The sequence below is a fragment of the Pseudomonas sp. DVZ6 genome (assembly GCF_024259445.1).
GTDB lineage: Bacteria > Pseudomonadota > Gammaproteobacteria > Pseudomonadales > Pseudomonadaceae > Aquipseudomonas > Aquipseudomonas peradeniyensis.
Genome location: NZ_JANCLM010000004.1, coordinates 1 through 25,145, shown reverse-complemented (window position 1 = coordinate 25,145; position 25,145 = coordinate 1). Strand labels below are relative to the sequence as shown.

The following is a 25,145-nucleotide window of genomic DNA, read 5'->3' as shown; positions in this document are numbered from 1 at the left end:
TGTGGGAGCGGGTTTACCCGCGAAGGGGCCGGCACGGTACCGAAACCTGATTTGCAGGAGCCCTCATGGACACCCGCCTTACCGCTTTCCTTGACCGCGCAGAATCCGTCCTCGCCCGCCTCGAACCCCTGCTGCCGGCCCCGCGCCCGGACATCGACTGGACCCGCACCCTGGCCGCCCGCTGGCAGCGCGACGGCCGCAGCGGCTACCTGATGCCCCTCGAAGTCAGCCTCGACATCCGCCTGTCCGACCTGATCGGCGTCGATCAGCAGCGTGAACAGCTGGGCCGCAACACCCACCAGTTCATCAACGGCATGCCGGCCAACCACGCCCTCTTGTGGGGTTCGCGCGGCACCGGCAAGTCGTCGCTGGTGCGTGCGCTGTTGGCCGAGCATGCCGGCGCCGGCCTGCGCCTGATCGAAATCGAGCGCGACCACCTGGCCGACCTGCCGCGGGTGGTCGAGCAACTGCAAAAACTTGAACAACGCTTCATCCTGTTCTGCGACGACCTGTCGTTCGAAGCCGGGGAGGGTGACTACCGGGTGCTCAAGAGCGTGCTCGACGGCTCGCTGGAGCAAGCCCCGGACAACGTGCTGCTGTACGCCACCTCCAACCGCCGCCACCTGGTGCCGGAGAAGCAGAGCGACAACGAGAACTGGAAGATGGTCGACGGCGAGCTGCACCCCAACGAGGCGGTGGAGGACAAGATCGCCCTGTCCGACCGTTTCGGCCTGTGGCTGTCGTTCTACCCGTTCAGCCAGGAGCATTTCCTCAACGTGGTCGAGCACTGGATCGGCCAGCTGGCGCGCCCGGCCGGGCTGCAGTGGCAGCGCAGCGAAGCGCTCGACATCCTCGCCGTACGCTGGGCCACCGGCCGCGGCAACCGTAATGGCCGTTGTGCCTATCAGTTCGCCCGCTACTGGGTCGGGCTGCAATTGCTGGAGCAGAAATAAATGATCGACCTCAACGCCAGTGGCCAAGGCCTCGATGGCTACGACCTGCTGGCCGCGCAAGTGCAGGCGCTGTTCGCCGACGAGCGCGACTTCATCGCCAACGCCGCGCAGTTCTCGGCCTTTTTGTACAACCAGGTAGAGGACCTGAACTGGGCGGGCTTCTATATCAACCGCAACGAAGAACTGGTGCTCGGCCCGTTCCAGGGCCAGGTGGCCTGCGTGCGCATCCCCTTCGGCCGGGGCGTGTGCGGTGCCGCGGCGGCTACCCGCACGACCCAGCGGGTCGAGGATGTGCATGCGTTCCCCGGGCATATCGCCTGTGACAGCGCGTCCAACAGCGAGTTGGTGATCCCGTTGGTCAAGGCCGGCAGGCTGATCGGCGTGCTCGACCTGGACAGCCCGAAGCTGGCGCGCTTCAGCGAGGCCGACCAGGTGGGGCTGGAGCGGTTGGTCGAGGTGTTCCTCGAGTTGACCGATTGCTGAAATGAAGAAGGGGCCTGCGAAGGCCCCTTTCTTTATCAAGATCGCTGGGGGCTGCTTCGCAGCCCTTTCGCGGCACAAGGCCGCTCCTACAGGCAATCGCAACCCTCTGTAGGAGCGGCCTTGTGCCGCGATAGGGGCGCAAAGCGCCCCCCAGAATCCCGGTCAGTCGTAAATAACCTTCTTCTTCCAGGTCTCATCCTCATCAGTCTTGAGCCCCTGGGTCAGCGCATTCTGTTCGTTCTCCGCCGGCTCCATCTGGTCCAGCACCTGGGCGTTGGCCCGGTTCAGCAGTTTCTCAAGGTAAGTCAGCTGCTCTTCATACTGCTTGGGCTCAGGCTGCTTGCGCAGGTACTGCACGCCACGCTCGAACGCCAGGCGCGCCTGCCCCGGCTGGTTTTGCTGCAGGGCCTGCTGGCCGAGGTTGTTGAAGAACTCGATATGCAGCAACACCAGGATATGGCGGATCTCCTTGACCCAGTACTTGCCCTCGTTGGTCGCGAGGAACCCTTCCTGGGTGGCGCGCACGATCTGGTTGTGCAGCAGCTCCAGCAAAAAGCGCACATCCTTGGCCTTGACCTCGGTTTGGATCGGCGAGGGCGGGTTGCTGACCGGGATTCTCTCACCCTGGCCGATCAGCCCCTCCAGCTCGGCGATACGTGCCTTGAGGTCACCACTGTGCTTGTCCAGCGCCAGCTGGCGCTGGTTGAGGTTCAGTTCGAGGCGGGTCAACAGCAGCTTGAGCGCAGGCGTCATGAACTGCCCGGGGAAGGTCTCGGTGATTTCGCCGCAGCGGCGCAGGCGGTCGGCCAGCTCGACCTTGAGCCGTGCACGCTCGAGCTTGCCGTTCTCGACCACATTGTTGAGGTAGCCGATCACGATCAGCAGCGCGATACCCGCAACGATAAGCAGGGTGATCAGAAGTGGTGTCACCGTTAACGCCTCATGAAGAAGTTTTGCATCTATCGAGAGTGTAGTGAGTCCGCCCGAAAGCGAACAGTGCAGCCTGGCGGACAGTCCTGCGCGCCCTTGAATCCGTGAAGCATTCGTGGGAGCGGGCTAGCCCCGCGATGAGGCCCTCAAGCCTTGCTTATATGTATCGGCCCATCATCCAAAACCTACAGATAGTGGCACATCGCTACGAGCTTGCCGAGCCAACGTCAGAAAAGCAACGCCAATCCCCGGACGCATCCTGCACCACCGCCCATGACGACGGGAAGTCATTGATTTAAATAAATTTCTACAAAGGGGTTGACGACCTTCCAAGGCATCCATAGAATGCGCGCCACTTGCAGCGTAAAGCACACAGCGAAACGCGACAGAGAGTGAAAGCAAGCAGTACTTTAATAGGTAATGCGAGCAGCGTGTCCCCTTCGTCTAGTGGCCTAGGACACCGCCCTTTCACGGCGGTAACAGGGGTTCGAGTCCCCTAGGGGACGCCATATTTGCGGGAATAGCTCAGTTGGTAGAGCACGACCTTGCCAAGGTCGGGGTCGCGAGTTCGAGTCTCGTTTCCCGCTCCAGTTTCTCCGGCACTGCTTAGGCAGGGCAGGAAAAGAAAATCCAGGCTGAATCGTGAGGTTCATGTTCTGGTGCGCTGAAAAGCGTCGGCTTAGTCCCCTTCGTCTAGTGGCCTAGGACACCGCCCTTTCACGGCGGTAACAGGGGTTCGAGTCCCCTAGGGGACGCCATATTTGCGGGAATAGCTCAGTTGGTAGAGCACGACCTTGCCAAGGTCGGGGTCGCGAGTTCGAGTCTCGTTTCCCGCTCCAGTTTCAACGCATCGTTTCCGACGGTGCAGGTGGTGAAGGTCGTCAAGGCGCTTCACGCCACATGCGGTAAAGCTTCACCCTGCGGGAATAGCTCAGTTGGTAGAGCACGACCTTGCCAAGGTCGGGGTCGCGAGTTCGAGTCTCGTTTCCCGCTCCAAATTGAAAACGCCACTTCGTTTGAAGTGGCGTTTTTTTTTTTGCTCGCGAGATTGGTTTTTTGGGGCGAGCTGGCTCTGCACACCTATCAATTTTACTAGTTGGCTAATGTCGTCTGGGGGCGTACAACGGCATGGCGCTACTCGTTACGCCCGATGTTCGTACTCATACCATCAGTTATTACTCTGTCGGGGGAGAATGTTGGGCGCGCCTGATCACACTCCATTCTGCCTTGAACAAGGAAGGAGCAATGACCGTGACGATCGAAACGACGGATTTGGAAGTCCAGCTGGAGATATGTAAACGGGCGGTCGATGCGTGGAGGCGTTATGAAGAAAGTAAAGGGAAGCAGCCCCCTTCGCAGGTAGAACGACTTCGACTGGAAGCAGAGTTCTTATGTTCTTCGGCGCATCATTTTTTCGGGGGTGAGGCTAGGATTCCCCCTGACTTGCTAGATCGTGATTTGGCGGAGTGAATTCACTTGTCCCGCTCAGGTGATTGGGGTTCCCGGCCCAGATGGGGCCGGGATGCATCTATATCAGTGAATATCACCCTGAGCAGGCTTGGCTAGCAGTTGCTTTTCTTGGTGCCAATCAAACGCTTCACCGTTCTGCTCGGCCTCGTAGCGGCGCTCTTCCAGCGTTTGGTAAAGCTCCAACTCTTCATCCGGCATGAAGTGCAGGCAATCGCCACCAAAGAACCACAGCAGGTCACGCGGCACCAGATGGGCGATCTGCGGGTAGCGCTGGATCACCTGGCAGATCAGGTCTTGGCCCAGGTACTGGCTTTGCAGCGGGTCCTGGGGCAGCAGGGTGAGCAGTTCGTCGAAGCGCTCGAGGAACAGGGCGTGGCTTTCCTCCGGGACCTGTTCGGCTTCACCCAGCGCGGCCAGGATGGTGCGCAGGTGGTGGAGCAGTTGCAGGTGGTAGTCCAGGTGGGGGTTGGCCATGGCGGCGGTCCTCGGGGTGGTTGAAACGGGGGGCGGAGTATACGCCGGTTTTGCATAGGCTGGCAGCGTAGCTGCCTGTGCTGGCGCTATCGCGGGGCAAGCCCGCTCCCACGAACACATGTTCACGGCTTGTTCGTGGGAGCGGGCTTGCCCCGCGATGTTGTCGATGAATGTTCAGCGCACTTTGCCTGCTTCGGGCAACAGCACTTCCTTGTCGAACGCATCCACATCGATCACCACCCGCCGCGCCTGCTCGGCCTGATGCAGGCGTTGGCCTTCCTCCGCTTGCAAGGCGCCCGCTTCGATGGCGGCGTCGATCACCGATTGCCCTGGTGTCGCCTGCACCTTACCTTCCTTGATGGCCTGATGCAGCGCCTTGTGCAGTGGGGCGGCATCGTCCAGCAGGTCGCAGGCGGTCTGCAGCGCGGCCACCGGGTCGCCGTCGGCCTGAGGCCTGAAGCAACCCGCCAGCAGCTCTTCCAGCGCCGGGTCGCCTTTGCGGCGGCCGATCAGCGCCGCCACCTCGGCATCCAGCTCATCGCTGGGCCCGGTATGTCGGCGGCCGAACGGGAACACCAGCACGCGCAGGGCGCAGCCCAGGAAGCGGTTGGGGAAGTTGTCGAGCAACGCATCGAGTGCTTTCTCGGCCTGCCCCAGGCTTTCCTCCAGGGCCCAGCGCAGCAGGGGGCGCAGGTGTTCGGGCGAGCCGAGGTCGTGGTAGCGCTTGAGCGCGGCGCTGGACAGGTACAGGTAGCTGAGCACATCACCCAGCCGGGCGCTCAGGCGTTCGCGGCGCTTGAGCGCGCCGCCCAGCAGCATCATCGACAGGTCGGCCAGCAGGGCGAACGCCGCCGCCTGGCGGTTGAGGGCGCGGAAGTAGCCCTGGCTCAAGGCATCGCCCGGGACCTTCTCGAAATGCCCCAGGCCCAGGCCCAGCACCAGGGTGCTGGCGGCGTTGCCGGCGGCGAACAGGATGTGCTGCAGCAGCAGGTCGTCGAACTCGTTCAGCGCCTGGTCGTGGTCCTCGCGTCCGGCCAGGGCCATTTCCCTGAGCACGAACGGGTGGCAGCGGATCGCGCCCTGGCCGAAGATCATCAGGTTGCGCGACAGGATGTTCGCCCCCTCGACGGTGATGAAGATCGGCGCGCCTTGCCAGTTGCGGCCCAGGTAGTTGTTCGGGCCCATGATGATGCCCTTGCCGCCGTGCACATCCATGGCGTGCTGGATGCATTCGCGGCCGCGCTCGGTGAGGTGGTACTTGAGGATCGCCGACAGCACCGAGGGTTTTTCCCCCAGGTCGACAGCCTTGGCGGTGAGCAGGCGGGCGCTGTCCATCAGCCAGGCGTTGCCGCCGATGCGTGCCAGGGATTCCTGGATGCCTTCGAAGGCGGCCAGCGGTACGTTGAACTGTTCGCGCACGCGGGCGTATTGGCCGGTGACCAGGCTGGTGTACTTGGCCGCGCCCGTGCCGACCGCCGGCAGGGAGATTGAGCGGCCCACTGACAGGCAGTTCATCAGCATCATCCAGCCCTTGCCGAGCATGGCCTGGCCGCCGATCAGGCAGTCCAGCGGCACGAATACGTCCTTGCCGCTGTTGGGGCCGTTCATGAACGCGGCGCCAAGCGGCAGGTGGCGCTGGCCGATCTCCACGCCGGGGAGGTCGGTGGGGATCAGCGCCAGGCTGATGCCCAGCTCGGTCTGCTCGCCCAACAGGTGGTCGGGGTCGTAGGCCTTGAAGGCCAGGCCCAGCAGGGTGGCGACCGGGCCGAGGGTGATGTAGCGCTTTTCCCAGTTCAGGCGCAGGCCGATGACTTCTTCACCCTGCCACTGGCCTTTGCAGATGACGCCGGTGTCGGGCATGGCCCCGGCGTCGGAGCCGGCCAGGGGGCCGGTGAGGGCGAAGCAGGGGATGTCGTCGCCACGGGCCAGGCGCGGCAGGTAGTGGCTGCGCTGTTCGTCGGTGCCGTAGTGCAGCAGCAGTTCGGCCGGGCCCAGGGAGTTGGGCACCATCACCGTGGAGGCCAGGTCGCCGCTGCGGGTGGCCAGTTTCATCGCCACCTGGGAGTGGGCGTAGGCCGAGAAGCCCTTGCCGCCGTATTCCTTGGGGATGATCAGGGCGAAGAAGCCGTGCTGCTTGATGAAGTCCCAGGCTTGCGGCGGCAGGTCGAGGTCCTGGCCGATCTGCCAGTCGCTGACCATGGCGCACAGCTGCTCGGTGGGGCCGTCGATGAAGGCCTGTTCTTCCTCGCTGAGCTTGGGCGCGGGGTAGTCGAGCAGGGTGTTCCAGTCGGGGCGGCCGCTGAACAGGTGGCCGTCCCACCACACGGTGCCGGCGTCGATGGCTTCGCGCTCGGTCTGCGACATCGGCGGCAGGGTGCGCTGGAACCAGCTGAACATCGGCGCGGTGAACAGTTTGCGGCGCATTTCTGGCAGGACGAAGAAGGCGACCTTGAGGGCGATCACCACCCAGATCAGCGTCAGCAGCCAGCCCGGCGCCGTGCTGAACAGGCCCATGAGCAGGGTGTAGGCGGCGATTGCCGCGAGGATCTGCAACGGCGCCAGGCGTCGATGCAGGAGATACGCGGCGCCTAGCACCAGGACCAGCAACCACAACAGCAGCATGATTCTTCCTCCTTGGAAGCGGGGCGGGGGGCGATCCACAGAGCTTAGACGTGTTGGGGTGGATGGCCTGCTTAGAAGACTGACCGGGTTGGGTGGCGGGAGTTCGGTGGCGGTTGGGGGATTGTGGGGCTGCGTTGCAGCCCTTTCGCGGCACAAGGCCGCTCCTACAGACGGCCGCGATCCCATGTAGGAGCGGCCTTGTGCCGCGAAAGGGCCGCAAAGCGGCCCCGGGGATCATTTACTTCTGTTCAACCCCACCTCCATGTCATCGATCAGCGCCTTGGCCATGGCGCTGAGGATCCGCGCCGAGCTGCCGGCCAGCAGGTCGCCTTCCATCTCCGCTTCGCAGGTCAGGTGGCGGATGCAGCCGAGCAGCACCGACAACTCGCTGAAGGCGTCTTCGAAGGTAACGCCCGGCTCGACCTTGAACAGGTCCAGGCAGGTGATGCGGCCTGCGGTATGCCCGCGGCTCATGGCTGCACCTGCGGCTTGTGCTCGAGCAGGGCGCAGGCGAGCTGACCGAGGTAGTCGCTGACGGTGAACAGGCGGTCCTGGGCTTCGCCGGGCTCGGTCTTGAAGTAGATGTCGAGGACATCGGAGATGGCGGTGGCCACTTCGACGGCGGCGGCCATGGCGTCGTCGCGGGGGAGGGTGGGGCGGATGGTGATGAAGTGGGAGAGACGGGGTGGGTCGGGGACGATTTTTTTCATGGTCGAGCTTCCTTGTGGTTACGAGTAACCACCACCCGCATCCTTTCTCACGAGATCAAGGTGGCAGCCATGTACGAGGTGAGAAATCCGGGCCACAAGGTAAACCCGGCCAGACCGAGGTCTGCCCGTACACGGCCACCATGACGGAGGCGCGTTACCGTTGTGGAAATCGGGTTTCTCACACCCGGTCACCCAATTGGGCGACCCGATGAAGTTATCCCCGGGGTATTTCCCCGACAACGTGGCGGCTTCCGGCAAGCGCGTAGGATAGTTCCCAAGCTTTGCTGGCTGAAGCATTTGGTTTCAGGTTCGGAAAGATCTGACAGTCTCTGAGGTCGCTGGGGCTGCTGCGCAGCCCTTTCGCGGCACAAGGCCGCTCCTACAGGATATGCGCCAGTTCTGCCGTGGTGCGGTCCCTGTAGGAGCGGCCTTGTGCCGCGAAAGGGCCGCAAAGCGGCCCCCCGGTTTCACTGGCACCGCCCACCGCTTGGGGTAGACTGGCCCCCTCCCGCATTCATTAAGGACGTTGCCATGCTGAAGATCTGGGGCCGCAAGAATTCGAGCAATGTGCGCAAGGCGTTGTGGATCGCCCACGAGCTGGGCCTGGACTTCGAGTCCATCGATGCCGGCGGCGCCTTCGGCGTGGTCAACGAACCGCATTACCGGGCACTCAATCCCAACGGCCTGGTGCCCATGCTCGAAGACGCCGACCTGGTGCTGTGGGAGTCCAACACCATCGTGCGCTACCTGTGCGCCGAGTACGGCGAAGAACAAGGCTGGTACCTCGACGACCCGCGCCAGCGCGCCCTGGCCGACAAGTGGATGGACTGGACCACCTCGTCCTTCGCCGGCCCCTTCCGTCCGCTGTTCTGGGGCCTGCTGCGCACCCCCGAGGAGCAGCGCGACTGGGTGGCGATCAACGCCGCGCACAAGCAGTGCGCGCAACTGCTGGCCATCGCCGACGAGACCCTGGCCAGGCAGCCGTACCTCTCCGGCGAGCAGATCGGCATGGGCGACATCCCCCTGGGCAGCTTCATCTACGCCTGGTTCGAAATGCCCATCGAACGCCCGGCCATGCACCACCTCGAAGCCTGGTACGCGCGCCTCAAGCAGCGCCCGGCCTACCAGGCGGCGGTGATGACCGCCCTGACGTGACGCCACTTCGATAGTCATTATCAATAGATGTGACTGTACTTGTGCGGCCAGCCCTTGCACCATGGCCGCACTCACTGCGCCAGTGACTTTGCCTGGCGTGTCCCGAACCCTTTTCTCGGTACCCGACCCGCTATGAGTTCCGCCCTGTCCATCCGACAGCTGACCAAGACCTACGGCAACGGTTTCCAGGCCCTCAAGGGCATCGACCTGGACGTTTCCGAAGGCGACTTCTTCGCCTTGCTCGGCCCCAACGGCGCCGGCAAGTCCACCACCATCGGCATTCTCTCGACCCTGGTGAACAAGACCAGCGGCACGGTCAACGTGTTCGGCCACGACCTGGACCGCGAGCCGGCGGCGCTCAAGCGCTGCCTGGGCGTGGTGCCCCAGGAGTTCAACTTCAACCAGTTCGAGAAGACCTTCGACATCGTCGTCACCCAGGCCGGCTACTACGGCATCCCGCCCAAGGTGGCCAAGGAACGCGCCGAGCAGTACCTGACGCAACTCGGGCTGTGGGACAAGCGCGACGTGCCGTCGCGTTCGCTGTCCGGCGGCATGAAGCGCCGGCTGATGATCGCCCGGGCGCTGATCCACGAGCCGCGCCTGTTGATCCTCGACGAGCCGACCGCGGGGGTCGACATCGAGCTGCGCCGTTCGATGTGGAGCTTCCTCACCGAGCTCAACCAGAAGGGCATCACCATCATCCTCACCACCCACTACCTCGAAGAGGCCGAGCAGCTGTGCCGCAACATCGGCATCATCGACCACGGCACCATCGTCGAGAACACCAGCATGCGCCAGCTGCTGGGCAAGCTGCATGTCGAGACCTTCGTCCTCGACCTCAAGCACGACCTGCCCGCCGCCCCTGAGCTGCAGGGCTACCCGTGCCGGCTGATCACCCCGCACACCCTGGAGGTGCAGGTGGACAAGGACATCGGCATCACCGCGCTGTTCGGCCAGCTGGCGTTGAAGAACATCGAGGTGCAAAGCCTGCGCAACAAGACCAACCGACTCGAGGAGCTGTTCGTGTCCCTGGTGGAAAAGAACCTGTCGAAGGTGGCCGTATGAGTGTGGAGCTGCGCACCAACTGGGTCGCCCTGAACACCATCGTCTACCGCGAAGTGCGGCGCTTCCTGCGCATCTGGCCGCAGACCCTGCTGCCGCCGGCGATCACCATGGTCCTGTACTTCGTGATCTTCGGTAACCTGATCGGCCGGCAGATCGGTGACATGGGCGGCTTCACCTACATGGAGTACATCGTGCCGGGGCTGATCATGATGTCGGTGATCACCAACTCCTACGGCAACGTGGTGTCGAGCTTCTTTGGCAGCAAGTTCCAGCGCTCCATCGAGGAACTGATGGTCTCGCCGGTGTCGCCGCACACCATCCTCGTCGGTTATGTGCTGGGTGGCGTGCTGCGCGGCTTGGCGGTGGGGGTGATCGTGACTTTCCTGTCGCTGTTCTTCACCGATTTGCAGGTGCATCACCTGGGGGTGACGGTCATCGTGGTGCTGCTGACGGCGACGATCTTTTCGCTGCTGGGCTTTGTCAACGCAGTATTCGCCCGCAACTTCGACGACATCTCGATCATTCCGACCTTCGTGCTGACGCCGCTGACCTACCTGGGCGGGGTGTTCTACTCGATCAACCTGCTGCCGCCGTTCTGGCAGACCGTGTCGTTGGCCAACCCCGTGCTGCACATGGTCAACTCGTTCCGCTACGGCATCCTAGGGGTGTCGGACATCAGCATCGGCACGGCGATCAGCTTCATGCTGGTGGCCACCGCGCTGCTCTACCTGCTGTGCGTGCGCCTGCTGGTCAGCGGCCGCGGCATGCGTGCCTGAGCTGCGGGTGAGGGCACAGCGGCACTGGCGCCGGCGCCACTGCCGGCCCACCCACCAGCGCCAGTAGCCCATGGTGGTGAAGTAGGCGAGCACGCCGAGCACCACCCCGCACACCACCGAGCCGAGCAGGAACGGTTGCCAGATCGTCGCCAGCTGGTCGGTGACCCAGTCGACGGTGATCTCGTCGGGCAGCGTGCGCGGCGGCACCTGCATCAGCCAGGCGCCGGTCATGTAGGTGACGAAGAACACCGGCGGCATGGTCAGCGGGTTGGTCAGCCACACCAGGCTCACCGCGATCGGTAGGTTGCCGCGCACCGGGATCGCCAGCGCGGCGGCCAGCAGCATCTGCATGGGGATGGGGATCAACGCCGCGAACAGACCGACGCCCATGGCCCGCGCCACCGAATGGCGATTGAGGTGCCACAGGTTGGGGTCGTGCAGCAGCTTGCCGAAAAAACGTAAGGACTTGTGTTCGCGGATGCTGGTCGGGTCCGGCATGTAGCGTTTGAACAGACGGCGCGGCATGTGGGCTCCCGGCGGGGTTGAAGGGCGTCAGTATGCCTTCATTCAAGCGCAACCTCGTTCAGAGTTTGTGACAATTGATTAGCAGGTTTTTCCCGCCAATCGGCTAAGCCTCAGGGGGCGTTTTCGCTTCTGGAGCTCTATCTCATGCGCACAGGGATGCTGGCGCTGGTCCTCGGGCTGTTGAGCCTGCGCTTCTTGCCTGCCTTGCCACCGGTCGGATGGCTGATTCCACTGCTGTTGCTGGCCCTGGCCTGCCTGCGTACCCGGGCCTGGCCGCTGGGCGGGTTCCTGCTGGGTGTTTGCTGGGCCTGCTGGTCGGCGCAGCAGGCCCTGGACGACCGCCTGCCGGCCGCGCTGGACGGCCGTACGCTGTGGCTGGAGGGGCGGGTGGTGGGCCTGCCGACTCGCACCGAGCGCGGCGTGCGTTTTGAGCTGGAGCAGCCGCAGTCGCGCCGGGCCCGGTTGCCGCAGCGGGTGCAATTGAGCTGGTTTGACGGGCCGCCGCTGCGGGCGGGGGAGCACTGGCGGCTGGCAGTCAACCTGCGTCGGCCGCAGGGCCTGCTCAACCCGCATGGCCCGGATCAGGAGGCCACGCTGTTGGCACGGCGGGTCGGCGCCACCGGCACGGTCAAGGCCGGTACACGCCAGGGGGAGGAGGCCAGCAGTTGGCGCGACGGCCTGCGCCAGCGCTTGCTGGCCACCGATGCCCATGGCCGGGAGGCGGCGTTGACCGCCCTAGTGCTCGGGGATGGGGCAGGCCTGGCACGGGAGGATTGGCAGGTGCTGCAGGCCACCGGCACGGTGCACCTGCTGGTGATTTCCGGACAGCACATCGGCTTGCTGGCCGGATTGGTCTATGGGCTGGTGGCAGGGTTGGCGCGTCTGGGGGCCTGGCCCCGGCGGTTGCCGTGGCTGCCCTGGGCCTGCGGCCTGGCGATGACGGCGGCGCTAGGGTACGGCTGGCTGGCGGGGTTCGGCGTGCCGGTGCAGCGGGCGTGCCTGATGCTGGCGGTGGTGCTGCTCTGGCGCTTGCGTTTTCGTCACCTGGGCGCCTGGGTGCCGTTGCTGATGGCGCTGTCGGGCGTGCTGCTGGTCGAGCCGCTGTCCAGCCTGTTGCCGGGGTTCTGGCTGTCGTTCACTGCCGTGGCGGTATTGGTGTTGTGCTTTGCCGCGCGGCTGGGCGCCTGGCGGCCCTGGCAGGCCTGGACCCGCGCCCAGTGGGTGATCGCCGTAGGGTTGTTGCCGGTATTGCTGGCCTTGGGGCTGCCCGTCAGCCTCAGCGCGCCGCTGGCCAATCTGCTGGCGGTGCCGTGGCTTAGTTTGGGCGTGCTGCCGTTGGCGTTGCTGGGCACGGCCATGTTGCCGGTGCCTGGGCTGGGGGAGGGAATGCTGTGGCTGGCGGGCCTGTCGTTGGATGGATTGTTTGCCGTGCTGACGCGATTGGCGGGCCAGCAGCCGGCCTGGATACCCGAGCCGCTGCCGTTGTGGGCCTGGCTGCTGGTGTGCCTGGGCGCCGTGCTGGTGCTGCTGCCCCGGGGCGTGCCATTGCGGGCACCGGGGGCGGTTATGTTGCTGGCGCTGTGGGCGCCACGCGAACAGGTGCCCTTGGGCCAGGTGCAGGTCTGGCAGCTGGATGTGGGGCAGGGTCTGGCGGTGCTGCTGCGTACCCGCAATCACGCGCTGCTGTATGACGCAGGCCCGGCCCGGGGTGGCAGTGACCTGGGCGAGACGGTGGTGCTGCCGGCCTTGCGCAAGCTCGGGGTGAAGGCGCTGGATGTGATGCTGATCAGCCATGGCCATGCCGACCATGCCGGTGGGGCGGCGGCGGTGCGGCGTGGGGTACCGGTGGCGCGGGTGCTGGCCGGCGAGGTCGACGGGCTGGAGGCGGCGTCGCTGTGCAGCAGTGGTGAGCGTTGGCAGTGGGATGGCGTCGATTTCGAGCTTTGGCATTGGCCGCAGGGGGCTTCCAGCAACGAGCGTTCCTGTGTGTTGCGGGTGCAGGCCATGGGCGAGCGCCTGCTGCTGGCCGGGGACATGGAGGCCGGGGCGGAGCGCGCCTGGCTGGCCACGGTCGAGGATCCTCGGGTGGACTGGCTGCAGGCGCCGCACCATGGCAGCCGCACGTCGTCCAGCGAGCCGTTCGTCCAGGCCACGGCGCCGCGCGGGGTGCTGATTTCCCGAGGGCGACACAATGGCTTCGGGCATCCCCATGGGCAGGTGATCGAGCGCTATCGGCGGCATGGGGTGGTGGTGCATGACACGGCGGTGGAGGGGGCGTTGCGGTTGGTGCTGGGGAGCCAGGGCGGGGTGGAGGGTGTGCGGCGGGAGCGGCGGTTCTGGCGTGAGGTTGACGAGGGCTGAGCCGGCGCCATCGCGGGGCAAGCCCGCTCCCACGCCAGCGCGAAACCATCGTGTGAGCGGACCTGCGTGGGAGCGGGCTTGCCCCGCGATTACGCGGACCGAACGTTTCCCTGACCTCCGGCAGATGAGCCCCAGGCGGTCCTATGGTAGAGTGGCGGCCTTTTTCCGAGGGGATGCTAACTGTGTGGGAATTGGTCAAGTCCGGTGGCTGGATGATGCTGCCGATCATCCTGAGCTCCATCGCCGCCATGGCGATCGTCGTCGAGCGCCTGTGGACCCTGCGCGCCAGCCGTGTCACCCCGCCGCACCTGCTGGGCCAGGTGTGGATGTGGATCAAGGACAAACAACTCACCAGTGACAAGCTCAAGGCCCTGCGCGCCGACTCGCCGCTGGGCGAGATCCTTGCCGCGGGCCTGGCCAACTCGCGCCACGGCCGCGAGATCATGAAGGAGTGCATCGAGGAGGCCGCCTCGCGGGTCATCCACGAGCTGGAACGTTACATCAGCACCCTCGGCACCATCGCCGCCATGGCCCCGCTGCTGGGCCTGCTGGGCACCGTGCTGGGCATGATCGACATCTTCAGCGCCTTCATGGGCTCGCAGATGACCGCCAACGCCGCCGTTCTGGCCGGGGGTATCTCCAAGGCCCTGGTTACCACCGCGGCCGGCCTGATGGTCGGTATCCCGGCGGTGTTCTTCCACCGCTTCCTGCTGCGCCGCATCGATGAGCTGGTGGTGGGCATGGAGCAGGAAGCGATCAAGCTGGTGGAAGTGTTGCAGGGCGACCGCGAAGTGGAAGTGGCCGGAGGCAAGGCGTGAAGTTCCGGCGCAATCGCCAGCGCGAGAACGTCGACATCAACCTGGCGTCGTTGATCGACGTGGTCTTCGTGCTGCTGCTGTTCTTCGTGGTCACCACCACCTTCACCCGCGAGACCCAGTTGCGCGTCGAGCTGCCCGAGGCCAGCAGCGCCGAGCAGCCGCCGGCCGACCCGGGCAAGCTGGTGGAGATCTCCATCAGCGCCGACGGCGTGTATTCGGTGAACAACCACTTGCTGCCCAAGAGCGACCTGGACACCCTGACCGAGGCGATCGAGAAGGAGTCCGGCGGTGACATCACTCTGCCGCTGGCCATCAGCGCCGACGGCAAGACCCCGCACCAGGCTGTGATCACCGCAATGGACGCGGCCGGCAAGCTCGGCTTCAGCAAGTTGCGCATGACCACCGTCGAGGCCGCGCAGGGCAAGCCCTGATGGCCTTCGCCGACCGTCTGCTCGCCGCCTGGTACGCCGGGCATCCGGCGCTGGCCCTGCTGCGTCCGCTGGAGGCGCTGTACCGGCGCGTGGTGACGCGCAAGCGCGCGCGCTTCCTCAGTGGCGAAAGCCCCAGCTACCGTGCCCCGGTACCGGTGATCGTGGTGGGCAACATCACCGTCGGCGGTACCGGCAAGACGCCGATGATCCTCTGGTTGATCGAGCACTGCCGCCGGCAGGGGCTCAAGGTCGGCGTGGTCAGTCGTGGCTATGGCGCCAAGCCGCCGCACTATCCCTGGCGCGTCCAGGCTGACCAGCCTGCGGAGCAGGCCGGCGACGAGCCCTTGCTGATCGTCCAGCGCACCGGCGTGCCGCTGGTGATCGACCCCGACCGTTCCCGCGCCGTGCAGGCCTTGCTGGCCAGCGACGCGCCAGACCTGATCCTGTGCGACGACGGCATGCAGCATTACCGCCTGGCCCGCGACCTGGAGCTGGTGCTGATCGACGCCGCCCGGGGCCTGGGCAATCGCCGCTGCCTGCCGGCCGGCCCGTTGCGTGAACCGGCCGAGCGGCTGGGCGAGGCGGACGCGGTGCTGTTCAACGGCGCCGAGAGCGACCGCGACGACGGCTTCGCCTTCCGCCTGCAACCCTCGGCGCTGATCAACCTGCGCAGCGGCGAACGCCGCGAGCTCGACCTGTTCCCGGCTGGCCAGGCGCTGCACGCCGTGGCCGGCATCGGCAATCCGCAACGTTTCTTCAACACCCTGCTGGGGCTACACTGGCAGCCGGTGCCGCACCCTTTCGCCGACCATGCGCCCTACAGCCGTGAAGTGCTGTCGTTCAGCCCGCCGCTGCCGTTGGTGATGACCGAGAAGGATGCGGTGAAATGCCGGCCCTTCGCCGCCGACGACTGGTGGTACCTGGCGGTCGACGCCGTGCCGACGCCCGCCTTCAGCGCCTGGTTCGACGCCCAGCTCGACCGCCTGCTGCCCGGCCGCCCCTGAGCCTTTTTTCATTTTCCGTCGCAAGGACACCTCCATGGACACCAAACTGCTCGATATCCTGGCCTGCCCGATCACCAAGGGCCCGCTCAAGCTCAGCGCCGACAAGACCGAGCTGATCAGCAAGGGCGCGGGCCTGGCCTATCCGATCCGCGACGGCATCCCGGTGATGCTGGAAAGCGAGGCGCGCACCCTGACCGATGAAGAGCGCCTGGACAAATGAGCCTGGACTTCACCGTGGTGATTCCCGCCCGGCTGCGCTCCACGCGCCTGCCGGGCAAGCCATTGCTGCCGATCGCCGGCAAGCCGATGGTCCAGCATGTGTGGGAGCAGGCGCGCAAGAGCAGTGCCAGCCGCGTGGTCATCGCCACCGACGACACCAGCATTGTCGAAGCCTGCCAAGCGTTCGGCGCCGAAGTGCTGCTGACCCGCGCCGACCACGAGTCGGGCACCGATCGCCTGGCCGAGGTGGCTGCCCAACTGGGCCTGGCCGCCGATGCCATCGTGGTCAACGTGCAAGGCGACGAGCCGCTGATTCCGCCAGTGATCATCGACCAGGTGGCGGCCAACCTGGCGGCGCACGCGGAAGCCGGCATCGCCACCCTGGCCGAGCCGATCCACGCGCCAGAAACCATCTTCAATCCCAACGCGGTCAAGGTGGTCAGCGACAAGCACGGCCTGGCCCTGACCTTCAGCCGCGCGCCGCTGCCCTGGGCCCGCGACGCCTTCGCCAAAAACCGCGACCAGTTGCCGGAGGGCGTGCCCTATCGCCGCCATATCGGCATGTACGCCTACCGCGTGGGCTTCCTCCAGGACTTCGTCGCCTGGGGCCCGTGCTGGCTGGAGCAGACCGAATCGCTGGAGCAGCTGCGCGCCCTGTGGCACGGCGTGCGCATCCATGTCGCCGACGCCATCGAGGCACCGGCCGTGGGTGTGGACACCCCTGAAGACCTGGAGCGCGTACGGCGCTTGCTGGAGGCCTGATGCGCGTTTTGTTCGTCTGCCTCGGCAATATCTGCCGTTCTCCGACCGCCGAAGGCGTGCTGCGCCACCAGCTCGAGGCCGCAGGCCTGGGTGATGTGGTGCAGGTGGCCTCCGCCGGCACCGGCGACTGGCATGTCGGCAAGGCGCCCGACAGCCGTACCTGCAAGGCCGCCCTGGCCCGTGGCTACGACCTGTCGCGCCAGCGCGCCCAGCAGGTCAAGGCGGCGCACTTCGCCGAGTACGACCTGGTCCTGGCCATGGACAAGAGCAACCTGGGCCACCTGCAGGCCCTGCGCCCGCACAACGCCAAGGGCGAGCTCGACCTGTTCCTGCGCCGCTATGGCGCGGCCCTGGACGAAGTGCCGGACCCTTACTACGGCGGTGTCGAAGGCTTCGAGCAGGTCCTGGACCTGATCGAGGCGGCCTGTCGCGAGCTGGTCGTGGAAATCAAGGGGCGGTTATGACGACGCACTGGCAGGAGCGGGTGTCGCTCAAGCCCTACAACACCTTCGGCATCGATGTCAGTGCCCGCTACTTCACCCAGGCCCATGACGACGACGAAGTCCGCCAGGCCCTGGCCCAGGCCGCCGAGCGGCAGGTGCCGGTGCTGGTGATCGGCGGCGGCAGCAACCTATTGCTGTCACGCGATGTCGAGGCCCTGGTGCTACATATGGCCAGCCGTGGCCGACGCCTGCTCAGCGACGACGGCGAGCGGGTGGTGGTCGAGGCCGAGGCCGGCGAGCCCTGGCACCCGTTTGTGCAGTGGAGCCTTGGGCAGGGGCTGTGCGGGCTGGAAAACCTCAGCCTGATCCCCGGCACCGTGGGCGCCGCGCCGATGCAGAACGTCGGTGCCTATGGCGTGGAGATCAAGGATGTGTTCGCCGGCTTGACCGCGCTGGACCGCGAGACCGGCGAGCTGCGGGACTTCTCGCTGGAGGACTGCGCGTTCGGTTATCGCGACAGCCTGTTCAAGCGCAGCCCCGGGCGCTGGCTGATCCTGCGCGTGCGCTTTGCCTTGAGCCGCACCTTGCAGGCTCACCTGGACTACGGCCCGGTGCGTCAGCGCCTGGCGGAGCAGGGCGTCGAGCAGCCGAGCGCGCAGGCGATCAGCGACGCGATCTGCAGTATCCGTCGGGAAAAGCTGCCGGATCCGGCTGAGCTGGGTAACGCTGGGAGCTTCTTCAAGAACCCCGTGGTGCCCGCTGAATTGGTCGAGCGCATCCGTGCCGGGCACCCTGGCGTGGTGGCCTATCCCCAGGCCGATGGCCAGGTGAAGCTGGCGGCCGGCTGGCTGATCGAGCAGGCGGGGTGGAAAGGCTATCGCGATGGTGATGCCGGGGTGCACCGCTTGCAGTCGCTGGTGCTGGTGAACTACGGCCAGGCGAGTGGGGCGCAGTTGCATGCCCTGGCGCGGCGGATCCAGGCGGATATCCTCGAGCGCTTCGGGGTGGAGCTGGAGATGGAGCCGAACCTGTACTGATGGGTTGGCCTGTGCCAGCCCTATCGCGGGGCAAGCCCGCTCCCACGCCACCGTCCCGCGGCTGAGAGGGACTGCGTGGGAGCGGGCTTGCCCCGCGATCACCGGCAGAGCCGGTGCCATCCACACCGGCAAAGAAAAAGCCCCGCCAGTTCGCACTGGCGGGGCTTTTTCATTCAGCCGAGGCTATCAACCGTGATGAGGCTTGTGCTCGTCAGCGGTTTCCAGGGCTTCGGCCGGGGCAGCGGCGGCCAGGGCAGCGGCGGCTGCTTCGGCTTCACGCTTGCGGCGACGCACTTCACGCGGGTCGTTCGGCGCACGGCCGTTCGACAGCATGATGGTGGACGGCTCGACTGGCGCTTCTTCGGCAACCACGGCTGGCGCAGGCTCGGCCACCGGGGCTTCGACCACTTCAGGCTGGGCTTCGACGGCTTCGACCACCGGAGCAGGCTGCTCGGCGACTGGCGCCTGGGCTTCGACCACTTCGGCAACCGGTGCCTTCTCGATCTCGCCCGCTTCCACCACAGGGGCTTCCACGACCGCTGCAGGCTCGACGGCTGCCTCGACAACGGCGGCGGCCGGCTGCTCGGCGGCGGCTTCTTCAACCACTGGCTGCGGCGCCACTTCAACTACAGGCTCGATGCTTGGCTCGGCGGCGACCACAGGCTCGCTGACAGGCTGCTCGACCACCGGGGCGATGGCGACCTGCTCGGCCACGACTTCGGTGATTTCCACCTGGGTCTCGGCGACAGCGGCGCTGGCGCGTTCGGCCTGCTGGTTGGCTTCGGCCTCGGCGTCAGCGCTGATGTTGCTGGTGGCGACAGCGGCGATGACGGCAGTGCCGGCGGCCAGTTCGGCACCCAGCTCGGTGGCCTGGTGCTGTTGTGGCTGCTCTTCGCCGGCGTCTTCGTCGCTGCCTTCGATCAGCTCGCCATTGGCGTTGCGCTGGCGCTCACGACGGTTGCTGCGACGACGCTGGCCACGGGAACGACGGCGCGGACGCTCGCCATCGGCACCTTCCTGCTCGTCCTGCAGCAGCTCTTCGTTCGGCAGTTCTTCCTCGGCGAGCTCGGCAACCTGTTCGGCGGCTTGCACCTCAGGGCGCAGCTGGCGCTCTTCGCGTGGAGCGCGTTCCTCCCGTGGGGCACGCTCTTCGCGAGGGGTACGTTCTTCACGTGGAGCGCGTTCTTCGCGAGGGGCACGTTCTTCACGTGGAGCACGCTCTTCGCGAGGGGCGCGTTCTTCACGTGGAGCGCGTTCTTCGCGAGGGGCACGTTCTTCACGTGGAGCACGTTCTTCACGTGGAGCACGTTCTTCACGTGGTGCGCGCTCTTCACGGGCTACGCGTTCTTCGCGTGGCGCACGCTCTTCACGCGGGGCGCGTTCTTCGCGGGCAACCGGCGCGGCGTCCAGCGGCTCGCGCAGTTCGCGCACACGCTCTTCGCGGTTGCCGCGGCGGTCTTCACGCGGCTGGCGCGGTTGACGCTCTTCACGTGGCGCGCGTTCTTCACGCGGGGCACGCTCTTCGCGAGGCTGACGCTCTTCACGCGGGGCGCGCTCGCCGCGCTCTTCGCGTGGCTTGCGGTCTTCTTCGCGACGGCCGTTGCGGTTGCGGCTCTGCTGGCGACCGTTGCGACGCTCTTCATTGCGTGGCGAGCGCTCGGTGGCTGGCTTCTCGGTGGCGGCGGCCGGTGCGGCGGCGGGCTCTTCCTTGCCGGCGAACAGGCTGACCAGCGACTTGACCAGGCCCTTGAACAGGCTCGGCTCGGCGGCGGCAGGGGCAGCGACCGGCGCGGCAGGGGCAGGCTGTTCTTCAGCGGTGGCCGGAACCGGTGCGTTGGCACGGGCCGGCGCGGTCTTGACCGCGGCTTCCTGGCGCACCAGGGTGCGGGTGGCGGTCGGCTGCGGCGCTTCTTCGGTCTCGGCCGAGGCGATCTCGTAGCTGGACTGGTTGGTCAGCACGTCCGGGTTGTCGTCGCGCAGGCGCTGGACTTCGAAGTGCGGGGTTTCCAGGTGATCGTTCGGCAGGATGATGATGCGTGCGCGAGTACGCAGTTCGATCTTGGTGATCGAGTTGCGTTTCTCGTTGAGCAGGAAGGCGGCCACCGGGATCGGCACCTGGGCGCGCACTTCGGCGGTGCGGTCCTTCAGCGCTTCTTCCTCGATCAGGCGCAGGATCGCCAGCGACAGCGACTCGACGTCACGGATGATGCCGGTGCCGGAGCAGCGCGGGCAGACGATGCCACTGCTTTCGCCCAGCGATGGACGCAGGCGCTGACGGGACATCTCCAGCAGGCCGAAGCGCGAGATGCGGCCCACCTGCACACGGGCGCGGTCGGCCTCGAGGCATTCGCGCACGCGTTCTTCGACGGCGCGCTGGTTCTTGGCCGGGGTCATGTCGATGAAGTCGATGACGATCAGGCCGCCGATGTCACGCAGGCGCAGCTGGCGGGCGATCTCTTCGGCCGCTTCCAGGTTGGTCTGCAGGGCGGTTTCTTCGATGTCGCTGCCTTTGGTGGCGCGCGCCGAGTTGATGTCGATGGACACCAGGGCTTCGGTCGGGTCGATGACGATCGAGCCGCCGGACGGCAGGTCGACCACGCGCTGGAAGGCGGTTTCGATCTGGCTTTCGATCTGGAAGCGGTTGAACAGCGGCACGCTGTCTTCGTACAGCTTGACCTTGCTGGCGTACTGCGGCATCACCTGGCGGATGAAGGTCAGGGCTTCTTCCTGGGCGTCGATGCTGTCGATCAGCACTTCGCCGATGTCCTGGCGCAGGTAGTCGCGGATGGCGCGGATGATGACGTTGCTTTCCTGGTAGATCAGGAACGGCGCGGCGCGGTCTTGCGAGGCTTCCTTGATGGCGGTCCACAGCTGCAGCAGGTAGTCGAGGTCCCACTGCATTTCTTCGCTGCTGCGGCCCAGGCCCGCGGTGCGCACGATCAGGCCCATGTCGCCCGGAACGGTCAGGCCGTTCAGCGCTTCGCGCAGTTCGTTGCGCTCTTCGCCTTCGATGCGGCGGGAGATGCCACCGGCGCGCGGGTTGTTGGGCATCAGCACCAGGTAGCGGCCGGCCAGGCTGATGAAGGTGGTCAGGGCGGCGCCTTTGTTGCCGCGCTCTTCCTTCTCGACCTGGACGATGACTTCCTGGCCTTCGCTCAGGACTTCCTTGATGTTGACCCGGCCTTCAGGGGCTTTCTTGAAGTATTCGCGGGAGATTTCCTTCAGCGGCAGGAAGCCGTGACGGTCGGAGCCGAAGTCGACGAAGGCGGCTTCGAGGCTGGGCTCGATCCGGGTGATCTTGCCTTTGTAGATGTTGGCCTTTTTCTGCTCACGGGCGCCGGACTCGATGTCCAGGTCGTAGAGACGTTGGCCGTCCACCAGGGCTACACGCAACTCTTCGGGCTGAGTTGCGTTAATCAGCATTCTTTTCATGTTGTACCGTCGGTTTCCGGGCTGCCGGAAACGGCGTGCGGCACACACGACTTCTCAGGGTCGGTGCCAAGGTGCGCAAAGGGTGGCGGGCCACCCCCGTGTCTGGCGACGTTCGGCACCAGCCGGTTGCCCAGCCTGCCGTTGTCGCGACGACGCGTCCTGTTTTGCGGTGCCAAAAGACCTGTCGAGCTTTTCGAAGGTTATCCGAATCAATCGAGCGGGCCTGGTGCACTCAGTCAGGAGGAGGAATCAACCGGTCGGCCGTGGACGCCACTAGGGCGTCTGTTGAGGACCTTGTCCGCTCATCGCCCGTTGAGTGGGGCGCTGGGGCGGGTTCGGTGCCACACGGTCCGAGGGCTGTGCATCTCCACCCTGCACGTATCCCTTGAAAATTCGGTGCTGCCGCGCGCTGAATCCGCAACGGGTTGCATTTTTCGCCAGCCCGGTTCCGGGCTGGCGCCATAACATATCCAAGGCAGGAATTTCCGAGGCATTCGCCCAAATGCGCGGAGACGACGGTGGCGGGCAGAGGTACGGCGAAAAGAATCGGGTAAGCAGGTGAAACACCGCACTTGTCGTTTTTTTTCGGTCTTCTCTACACAGCGCTGGTGGCGATTCCAGGCATTTAGTTAAACTGGCGAACGCTCCGTAGGACGGCCTCGCGTCCTCGGGAATTGCGATGGTCAGGGCCGGCGTAGAGCCTGGTGCCGCTGGCCTGCCGCTTTTGGCGGCGTTCGCGACTATAGCAGCAATGATTAAGTGCTTCAATTCCATAAAAAATTGTTATGATCCCGCCATGACGACCAATACCCCCCCGACTTCCGGCGTTCAGCTGATCGAAGTCCCGCCGGAGCTTGCCGGCCAGCGCATCGACAATTTCCTCATCACGGCCCTCAAGGGCGTGCCCAAGACCCTGGTCTACCGCATCCTGCGCAAGGGTGAGGTGCGGGTCAACAAGGGTCGGATCAAGCCTGAGTACAAGCTGCAGGCCGGCGATATCGTGCGCGTGCCGCCGGTGCGTCTGCCCGAGCGCGACGAGCCGGCACCGGTGGCCCAGGGGCTGCTGCAGCGCCTTGAGGCCGCCATTGTCTATGAGGACAAGGCGCTGATCGTGATGAACAAGCCAGCCGGCATCGCCGTGCATGGCGGCAGCGGCCTGAGCTTCGGCGTGATCGAGGCGCTGCGCCAGTTGCGCCCGGACGCCAAGGAGCTCGAGCTGGTGCATCGCCTGGACCGCGACACCTCGGGCCTGCTGATGATCGCCAAGAAGCGCAGCATGCTGCGCCACCTGCACGCCGCCCTGCGCGGTGATGGCGTCGACAAGCGCTACATGGCGCTGGTGCGCGGCCACTGGCCGACCTCGAAGAAGCAGGTCAACGCGCCGCTGCAAAAGAGCAACCTGCGTTCCGGCGAACGCATGGTCGAGGTCAATGACGAGGGCAAGGACGCGCTGACGATGTTCCGCGTGCTGCGCCGCTTCGGCGAGTTCGCCACCATCGTCGAGGCGCGGCCGATCACCGGGCGTACCCACCAGATCCGCGTGCATACCCTGCATGCCGGGCACATGATCGCCGGCGACAGCAAGTACGGCGATGAAGACTTCAGTCGCGAGATCCGCGAGCTGGGCGGCAAGCGTCTGTTCCTGCATGCCTACCAGCTGACCGTGCCGCTGCCCGACGGTGGCGAGCTCAAGCTCGAGGCGCCGGTGGACGAGATGTGGGCCAAGACCATCGAGCGGCTGGCGTCCTGAGCCATGAATAAAAGTTATGACCTGCTGATCTTCGACTGGGACGGCACCCTGGCCGACTCCATCGGGCGCATCGTCGAGGCCATGAACGTGGCCGCCGGGCGTGCCGGCGAGGTCGCCAGTAGCGACGAGGCGGTCAAGGGTATTATCGGCCTGGCGCTGGGGGAGGCGATCGCTACCCTGTACCCGCACCTAGATGCACCGCAGGTCGAGGCGTTCCGTCAGCACTACGCCGACGTCTACATGGCGCTGGACCAACAGCCGTCGCCGTTGTTCGACGGCGTGGTCGAGTCGCTGGAAGCGTTCCGTGCCGAGGGCTATCGCCTGGCGGTGGCCACCGGCAAGGCGCGACGCGGCCTGGATCGGGTGCTCAAGGCCAATGGCTGGGAAGGTTATTTCGATATCACCCGGGCGGCCGACGAAACCCGTGGCAAGCCGCATCCGCTGATGCTCGAAGAAATTCTCGCCCATTGCCGGGTCGAACCTGGACGGGCGCTGATGGTCGGAGATTCGGCGTTCGACCTGCAGATGGCCAGCAATGCCGGCATGCATTCGGTTGCCGTGGGCTACGGCGCCATGTCGCTGCAGGCCCTGGCCGAATTCGGTCCGCAAGTGTGCATCGAGCATTTTTCCCAGTTGCGCGAATGGCTGGCCGAGCCTGCGCAGATCAATTTCCAAGGTAGGTGAGCATGACTGACGAATGGAAGGCGCCCGAGCCGGACGAAACCGGCGAGGAGCGCAAGAGCTGGAAGCTGCTGGAGAAGACCTTGCTGGCCGGCGTCCAGGAGCAGCGCCGGGCGCGGCGCTGGGGGATCTTCTTCAAGCTGCTGACCTTCGTTTACCTGTTCGGCATCCTGTTCCTGTTCACGCCGTTGATGGATGTGGACAAGGCGGCCTCGCGCAGCGGCAACCATACCGCGCTGGTTGAGGTGCGCGGGGTGATTGCCGACCAGGAGCCGGCCAGTGCCGACAATATCGTCAAGAGCCTGCGCGAGGCGTTCAAGGATCCGAAGACCAAGGCCGTGGTCATGCGCATCAACAGCCCGGGCGGCAGTCCGGTGCAGTCGGGCTACGTGTATGACGAGATCCGTCGCCTGCGCGCCGAGTACCCGGCCATCAAGCTGTATGCGGTGATCGCCGACCTGGGCGCGTCCGGCGCCTACTACATCGCCAGCGCCGCCGACGAGATCTATGCCGACAAGGCCAGCCTGGTCGGCTCCATTGGTGTCACCGCGGCCGGTTATGGCTTCGTCGGGACCATGGACAAGCTGGGGGTGGAGCGTCGTACCTATACGGCTGGCGAGCATAAGGCGTTCCTCGATCCGTTCTCGCCACAGAAACCCGAGGAGACCGCGTTCTGGCAGGGTGTGCTGGACACCACTCATCGCCAGTTTATCGCCATGGTCAAGCAGGGGCGGGGCGAGCGTTTGAAGGACAAGGAGCATCCGGAGCTGTTCAGCGGGCTGATCTGGTCCGGCGAGCAGGCCAAGGTGCTGGGGCTGGTGGATGGGCTGGGCAGTGCCAGCTATGTCGCCCGCGACATCGTGGGTGAGAAGGAGTTGGTTGACTTCACCGTTCAGGAGTCGCCGTTCGATCGCTTCTCCAAGCGCATCGGTGCCAGCGTGGCTGAGCGCCTGGCGCTGTACATGGGCTTCCAGGGGCCTTCGCTGCGTTGAGCTGAAGGTTCATCGTCGTGGATCGGTCCAAGATGCAGGGGTCGCTTTGCGA

24 protein-coding genes and 5 tRNA genes are annotated in these 25,145 nt (G+C 65.5%); 22 read left to right on the top strand and 7 right to left on the bottom strand.

Annotated features, from left to right (window positions below; all coding sequences use genetic code 11):
- Nucleotides 1–65 precede the first annotated feature (65 nt).
- Both NMG10_RS03535 and NMG10_RS03530 read left to right on the top strand, forming a co-directional pair.
- Nucleotides 66–953: an ATP-binding protein gene (locus tag NMG10_RS03535; RefSeq protein ID WP_254463839.1), complete on the top strand. Its 888-nt coding sequence runs from the start codon at nt 66–68 to the stop codon at nt 951–953.
- Entirely contained in the window at nt 954–1,436 is a 483-nt protein-coding gene (locus NMG10_RS03530; protein ID WP_232856389.1) for a GAF domain-containing protein, read from the top strand. It begins immediately after the preceding gene.
- 162 nt (nt 1,437–1,598) lie between these two features.
- Here NMG10_RS03530 and NMG10_RS03525 read toward each other — a convergent pair whose 3' ends face one another.
- Nucleotides 1,599–2,366, bottom strand: a complete 768-nt coding sequence (locus NMG10_RS03525; RefSeq protein WP_050704683.1) for a hypothetical protein — start codon at nt 2,364–2,366, stop codon at nt 1,599–1,601.
- 433 nt (nt 2,367–2,799) lie between these two features.
- Between NMG10_RS03525 and NMG10_RS03520 the strand changes: the two genes are divergently transcribed.
- The 6 genes from NMG10_RS03520 to NMG10_RS03495 all read left to right on the top strand — a co-directional run bounded on the left by NMG10_RS03520 (nt 2,800) and on the right by NMG10_RS03495 (nt 3,836).
- Nucleotides 2,800–2,875, top strand: a tRNA-Glu gene (locus NMG10_RS03520).
- A 5-nt stretch (nt 2,876–2,880) separates the two neighbouring features.
- Nucleotides 2,881–2,956: transfer RNA gene (locus NMG10_RS03515), tRNA-Gly, on the top strand.
- A gap of 92 nt (nt 2,957–3,048) precedes the next feature.
- Nucleotides 3,049–3,124 (top strand) — tRNA-Glu (locus tag NMG10_RS03510).
- Between the two features lie 5 nt (nt 3,125–3,129).
- A tRNA-Gly gene (locus tag NMG10_RS03505) sits at nt 3,130–3,205 on the top strand.
- Between the two features lie 81 nt (nt 3,206–3,286).
- A tRNA-Gly gene (locus NMG10_RS03500) sits at nt 3,287–3,362 on the top strand.
- Between the two features lie 249 nt (nt 3,363–3,611).
- Nucleotides 3,612–3,836, top strand: a complete 225-nt coding sequence (locus NMG10_RS03495; protein ID WP_232857574.1) for a hypothetical protein — start codon at nt 3,612–3,614, stop codon at nt 3,834–3,836.
- A gap of 63 nt (nt 3,837–3,899) precedes the next feature.
- Here NMG10_RS03495 and NMG10_RS03490 read toward each other — a convergent pair whose 3' ends face one another.
- From NMG10_RS03490 to NMG10_RS03475, 4 genes are all read right to left on the bottom strand, one after another.
- Nucleotides 3,900–4,310, bottom strand: coding sequence for a PA2817 family protein (locus NMG10_RS03490; RefSeq protein WP_232857572.1), 411 nt, complete (start codon nt 4,308–4,310; stop codon nt 3,900–3,902).
- A gap of 174 nt (nt 4,311–4,484) precedes the next feature.
- Complete coding sequence (locus NMG10_RS03485) at nt 4,485–6,932, bottom strand: acyl-CoA dehydrogenase (RefSeq protein ID WP_203647564.1); 2,448 nt, start codon at nt 6,930–6,932, stop codon at nt 4,485–4,487.
- Nucleotides 6,933–7,166: 234 nt separating this feature from the next.
- Complete coding sequence (locus tag NMG10_RS03480; protein ID WP_203647563.1) at nt 7,167–7,406, bottom strand: DUF3077 domain-containing protein; 240 nt, start codon at nt 7,404–7,406, stop codon at nt 7,167–7,169.
- Nucleotides 7,403–7,642 carry a hypothetical protein gene (locus NMG10_RS03475; RefSeq protein WP_203647562.1) on the bottom strand — a complete coding sequence of 80 codons (240 nt, stop codon included), beginning with the start codon at nt 7,640–7,642 and terminating at the stop codon, nt 7,403–7,405. The genes NMG10_RS03480 and NMG10_RS03475 overlap by 4 nt, the downstream gene beginning before the upstream one ends.
- A 531-nt stretch (nt 7,643–8,173) precedes the next feature.
- On the opposite strand from NMG10_RS03475, the gene NMG10_RS03470 reads away from it, so the two are divergent.
- The 3 genes from NMG10_RS03470 to NMG10_RS03460 all read left to right on the top strand — a co-directional run bounded on the left by NMG10_RS03470 (nt 8,174) and on the right by NMG10_RS03460 (nt 10,638).
- The gene (locus NMG10_RS03470) at nt 8,174–8,797 is read left to right on the top strand and encodes a glutathione S-transferase (protein ID WP_232857570.1); all 624 of its coding nucleotides are present in this window, start codon (nt 8,174–8,176) and stop codon (nt 8,795–8,797) included.
- A gap of 132 nt (nt 8,798–8,929) precedes the next feature.
- Complete coding sequence (locus NMG10_RS03465; RefSeq protein WP_028690973.1) at nt 8,930–9,862, top strand: ABC transporter ATP-binding protein; 933 nt, start codon at nt 8,930–8,932, stop codon at nt 9,860–9,862.
- Nucleotides 9,859–10,638 (top strand): ABC transporter permease, encoded by a 780-nt coding sequence (locus NMG10_RS03460; RefSeq protein WP_186716199.1) that lies wholly within the window; start codon nt 9,859–9,861, stop codon nt 10,636–10,638. Before NMG10_RS03465 ends, NMG10_RS03460 begins: the two co-directional genes overlap by 4 nt.
- Here the strand turns inward: NMG10_RS03460 and NMG10_RS03455 are convergent.
- Nucleotides 10,522–11,163: a DUF2062 domain-containing protein gene (locus NMG10_RS03455; protein WP_052896362.1), complete on the bottom strand. Its 642-nt coding sequence runs from the start codon at nt 11,161–11,163 to the stop codon at nt 10,522–10,524. The genes NMG10_RS03460 and NMG10_RS03455 overlap by 117 nt on opposite strands.
- Nucleotides 11,164–11,307: 144 nt before the next feature.
- Between NMG10_RS03455 and NMG10_RS03450 the strand changes: the two genes are divergently transcribed.
- The 8 genes from NMG10_RS03450 (at nt 11,308) to murB (ending at nt 18,238) form a co-directional block, all read left to right on the top strand.
- Complete coding sequence (locus tag NMG10_RS03450; RefSeq protein WP_232857568.1) at nt 11,308–13,524, top strand: DNA internalization-related competence protein ComEC/Rec2; 2,217 nt, start codon at nt 11,308–11,310, stop codon at nt 13,522–13,524.
- A gap of 182 nt (nt 13,525–13,706) precedes the next feature.
- Nucleotides 13,707–14,342: a MotA/TolQ/ExbB proton channel family protein gene (locus NMG10_RS03445; RefSeq protein ID WP_028690976.1), complete on the top strand. Its 636-nt coding sequence runs from the start codon at nt 13,707–13,709 to the stop codon at nt 14,340–14,342.
- Complete coding sequence (locus NMG10_RS03440) at nt 14,339–14,773, top strand: biopolymer transporter ExbD (RefSeq protein ID WP_186735899.1); 435 nt, start codon at nt 14,339–14,341, stop codon at nt 14,771–14,773. The genes NMG10_RS03445 and NMG10_RS03440 overlap by 4 nt, the downstream gene beginning before the upstream one ends.
- Complete coding sequence (lpxK, locus tag NMG10_RS03435) at nt 14,773–15,777, top strand: tetraacyldisaccharide 4'-kinase (protein WP_254463838.1); 1,005 nt, start codon at nt 14,773–14,775, stop codon at nt 15,775–15,777. Before NMG10_RS03440 ends, lpxK begins: the two co-directional genes overlap by 1 nt.
- A gap of 34 nt (nt 15,778–15,811) precedes the next feature.
- Entirely contained in the window at nt 15,812–15,997 is a 186-nt protein-coding gene (locus NMG10_RS03430; protein ID WP_011532874.1) for a Trm112 family protein, read from the top strand.
- Nucleotides 15,994–16,758 carry a 3-deoxy-manno-octulosonate cytidylyltransferase gene (gene kdsB, locus NMG10_RS03425; RefSeq protein ID WP_232857566.1) on the top strand — a complete coding sequence of 255 codons (765 nt, stop codon included), beginning with the start codon at nt 15,994–15,996 and terminating at the stop codon, nt 16,756–16,758. The genes NMG10_RS03430 and kdsB overlap by 4 nt, the downstream gene beginning before the upstream one ends.
- Nucleotides 16,758–17,222, top strand: coding sequence for a low molecular weight protein-tyrosine-phosphatase (locus NMG10_RS03420; RefSeq protein WP_232857564.1), 465 nt, complete (start codon nt 16,758–16,760; stop codon nt 17,220–17,222). The genes kdsB and NMG10_RS03420 overlap by 1 nt, the downstream gene beginning before the upstream one ends.
- On the top strand, nt 17,219–18,238 hold the full coding sequence (gene murB / locus NMG10_RS03415) for a UDP-N-acetylmuramate dehydrogenase (protein ID WP_203647552.1): 1,020 nt from the start codon (nt 17,219–17,221) through the stop codon (nt 18,236–18,238). Before NMG10_RS03420 ends, murB begins: the two co-directional genes overlap by 4 nt.
- A gap of 186 nt (nt 18,239–18,424) precedes the next feature.
- On the opposite strand, the gene rne is transcribed toward murB, so the two are convergent.
- Nucleotides 18,425–21,670 carry a ribonuclease E gene (gene rne / locus NMG10_RS03410; RefSeq protein ID WP_232857562.1) on the bottom strand — a complete coding sequence of 1,082 codons (3,246 nt, stop codon included), beginning with the start codon at nt 21,668–21,670 and terminating at the stop codon, nt 18,425–18,427.
- A gap of 796 nt (nt 21,671–22,466) precedes the next feature.
- Here rne and rluC point away from each other — a divergent pair.
- The 3 genes from rluC to NMG10_RS03395 are packed head-to-tail and all read left to right on the top strand — an operon-like array spanning nt 22,467 to nt 25,093.
- Entirely contained in the window at nt 22,467–23,420 is a 954-nt protein-coding gene (rluC, locus tag NMG10_RS03405; protein WP_203647551.1) for a 23S rRNA pseudouridine(955/2504/2580) synthase RluC, read from the top strand.
- A 3-nt stretch (nt 23,421–23,423) separates the two neighbouring features.
- Nucleotides 23,424–24,104 carry an HAD family hydrolase gene (locus NMG10_RS03400; RefSeq protein ID WP_232857561.1) on the top strand — a complete coding sequence of 227 codons (681 nt, stop codon included), beginning with the start codon at nt 23,424–23,426 and terminating at the stop codon, nt 24,102–24,104.
- A 2-nt stretch (nt 24,105–24,106) separates the two neighbouring features.
- Nucleotides 24,107–25,093 carry a S49 family peptidase gene (locus NMG10_RS03395; RefSeq protein WP_232857560.1) on the top strand — a complete coding sequence of 329 codons (987 nt, stop codon included), beginning with the start codon at nt 24,107–24,109 and terminating at the stop codon, nt 25,091–25,093.
- Nucleotides 25,094–25,145 lie beyond the last annotated feature (52 nt).

Excerpts from the sequence above, each read along its gene's own strand:
- NMG10_RS03535 (WP_254463839.1), top strand. The coding sequence starts at position 66 with ATGGACACCCGCCTTACCGCTTTCCTTGACCGCGCAGAATCCGTCCTC.
- NMG10_RS03530 (WP_232856389.1), top strand. The coding sequence starts at position 954 with ATGATCGACCTCAACGCCAGTGGCCAAGGCCTCGATGGCTACGACCTG.
- NMG10_RS03495 (WP_232857574.1), top strand. The coding sequence starts at position 3,612 with ATGACCGTGACGATCGAAACGACGGATTTGGAAGTCCAGCTGGAGATA.
- NMG10_RS03490 (WP_232857572.1), bottom strand. The coding sequence starts at position 4,310 with ATGGCCAACCCCCACCTGGACTACCACCTGCAACTGCTCCACCACCTG.
- NMG10_RS03485 (WP_203647564.1), bottom strand. The coding sequence starts at position 6,932 with ATGCTGCTGTTGTGGTTGCTGGTCCTGGTGCTAGGCGCCGCGTATCTC.
- NMG10_RS03480 (WP_203647563.1), bottom strand. The coding sequence starts at position 7,406 with ATGAGCCGCGGGCATACCGCAGGCCGCATCACCTGCCTGGACCTGTTC.
- NMG10_RS03475 (WP_203647562.1), bottom strand. The coding sequence starts at position 7,642 with ATGAAAAAAATCGTCCCCGACCCACCCCGTCTCTCCCACTTCATCACC.
- NMG10_RS03470 (WP_232857570.1), top strand. The coding sequence starts at position 8,174 with ATGCTGAAGATCTGGGGCCGCAAGAATTCGAGCAATGTGCGCAAGGCG.
- NMG10_RS03465 (WP_028690973.1), top strand. The coding sequence starts at position 8,930 with ATGAGTTCCGCCCTGTCCATCCGACAGCTGACCAAGACCTACGGCAAC.
- NMG10_RS03460 (WP_186716199.1), top strand. The coding sequence starts at position 9,859 with ATGAGTGTGGAGCTGCGCACCAACTGGGTCGCCCTGAACACCATCGTC.
- NMG10_RS03455 (WP_052896362.1), bottom strand. The coding sequence starts at position 11,163 with ATGCCGCGCCGTCTGTTCAAACGCTACATGCCGGACCCGACCAGCATC.
- NMG10_RS03450 (WP_232857568.1), top strand. The coding sequence starts at position 11,308 with ATGCGCACAGGGATGCTGGCGCTGGTCCTCGGGCTGTTGAGCCTGCGC.
- lpxK (WP_254463838.1), top strand. The coding sequence starts at position 14,773 with ATGGCCTTCGCCGACCGTCTGCTCGCCGCCTGGTACGCCGGGCATCCG.
- NMG10_RS03430 (WP_011532874.1), top strand. The coding sequence starts at position 15,812 with ATGGACACCAAACTGCTCGATATCCTGGCCTGCCCGATCACCAAGGGC.
- kdsB (WP_232857566.1), top strand. The coding sequence starts at position 15,994 with ATGAGCCTGGACTTCACCGTGGTGATTCCCGCCCGGCTGCGCTCCACG.
- NMG10_RS03420 (WP_232857564.1), top strand. The coding sequence starts at position 16,758 with ATGCGCGTTTTGTTCGTCTGCCTCGGCAATATCTGCCGTTCTCCGACC.
- murB (WP_203647552.1), top strand. The coding sequence starts at position 17,219 with ATGACGACGCACTGGCAGGAGCGGGTGTCGCTCAAGCCCTACAACACC.
- rne (WP_232857562.1), bottom strand. The coding sequence starts at position 21,670 with ATGAAAAGAATGCTGATTAACGCAACTCAGCCCGAAGAGTTGCGTGTA.
- rluC (WP_203647551.1), top strand. The coding sequence starts at position 22,467 with ATGACGACCAATACCCCCCCGACTTCCGGCGTTCAGCTGATCGAAGTC.
- NMG10_RS03400 (WP_232857561.1), top strand. The coding sequence starts at position 23,424 with ATGAATAAAAGTTATGACCTGCTGATCTTCGACTGGGACGGCACCCTG.
- NMG10_RS03395 (WP_232857560.1), top strand. The coding sequence starts at position 24,107 with ATGACTGACGAATGGAAGGCGCCCGAGCCGGACGAAACCGGCGAGGAG.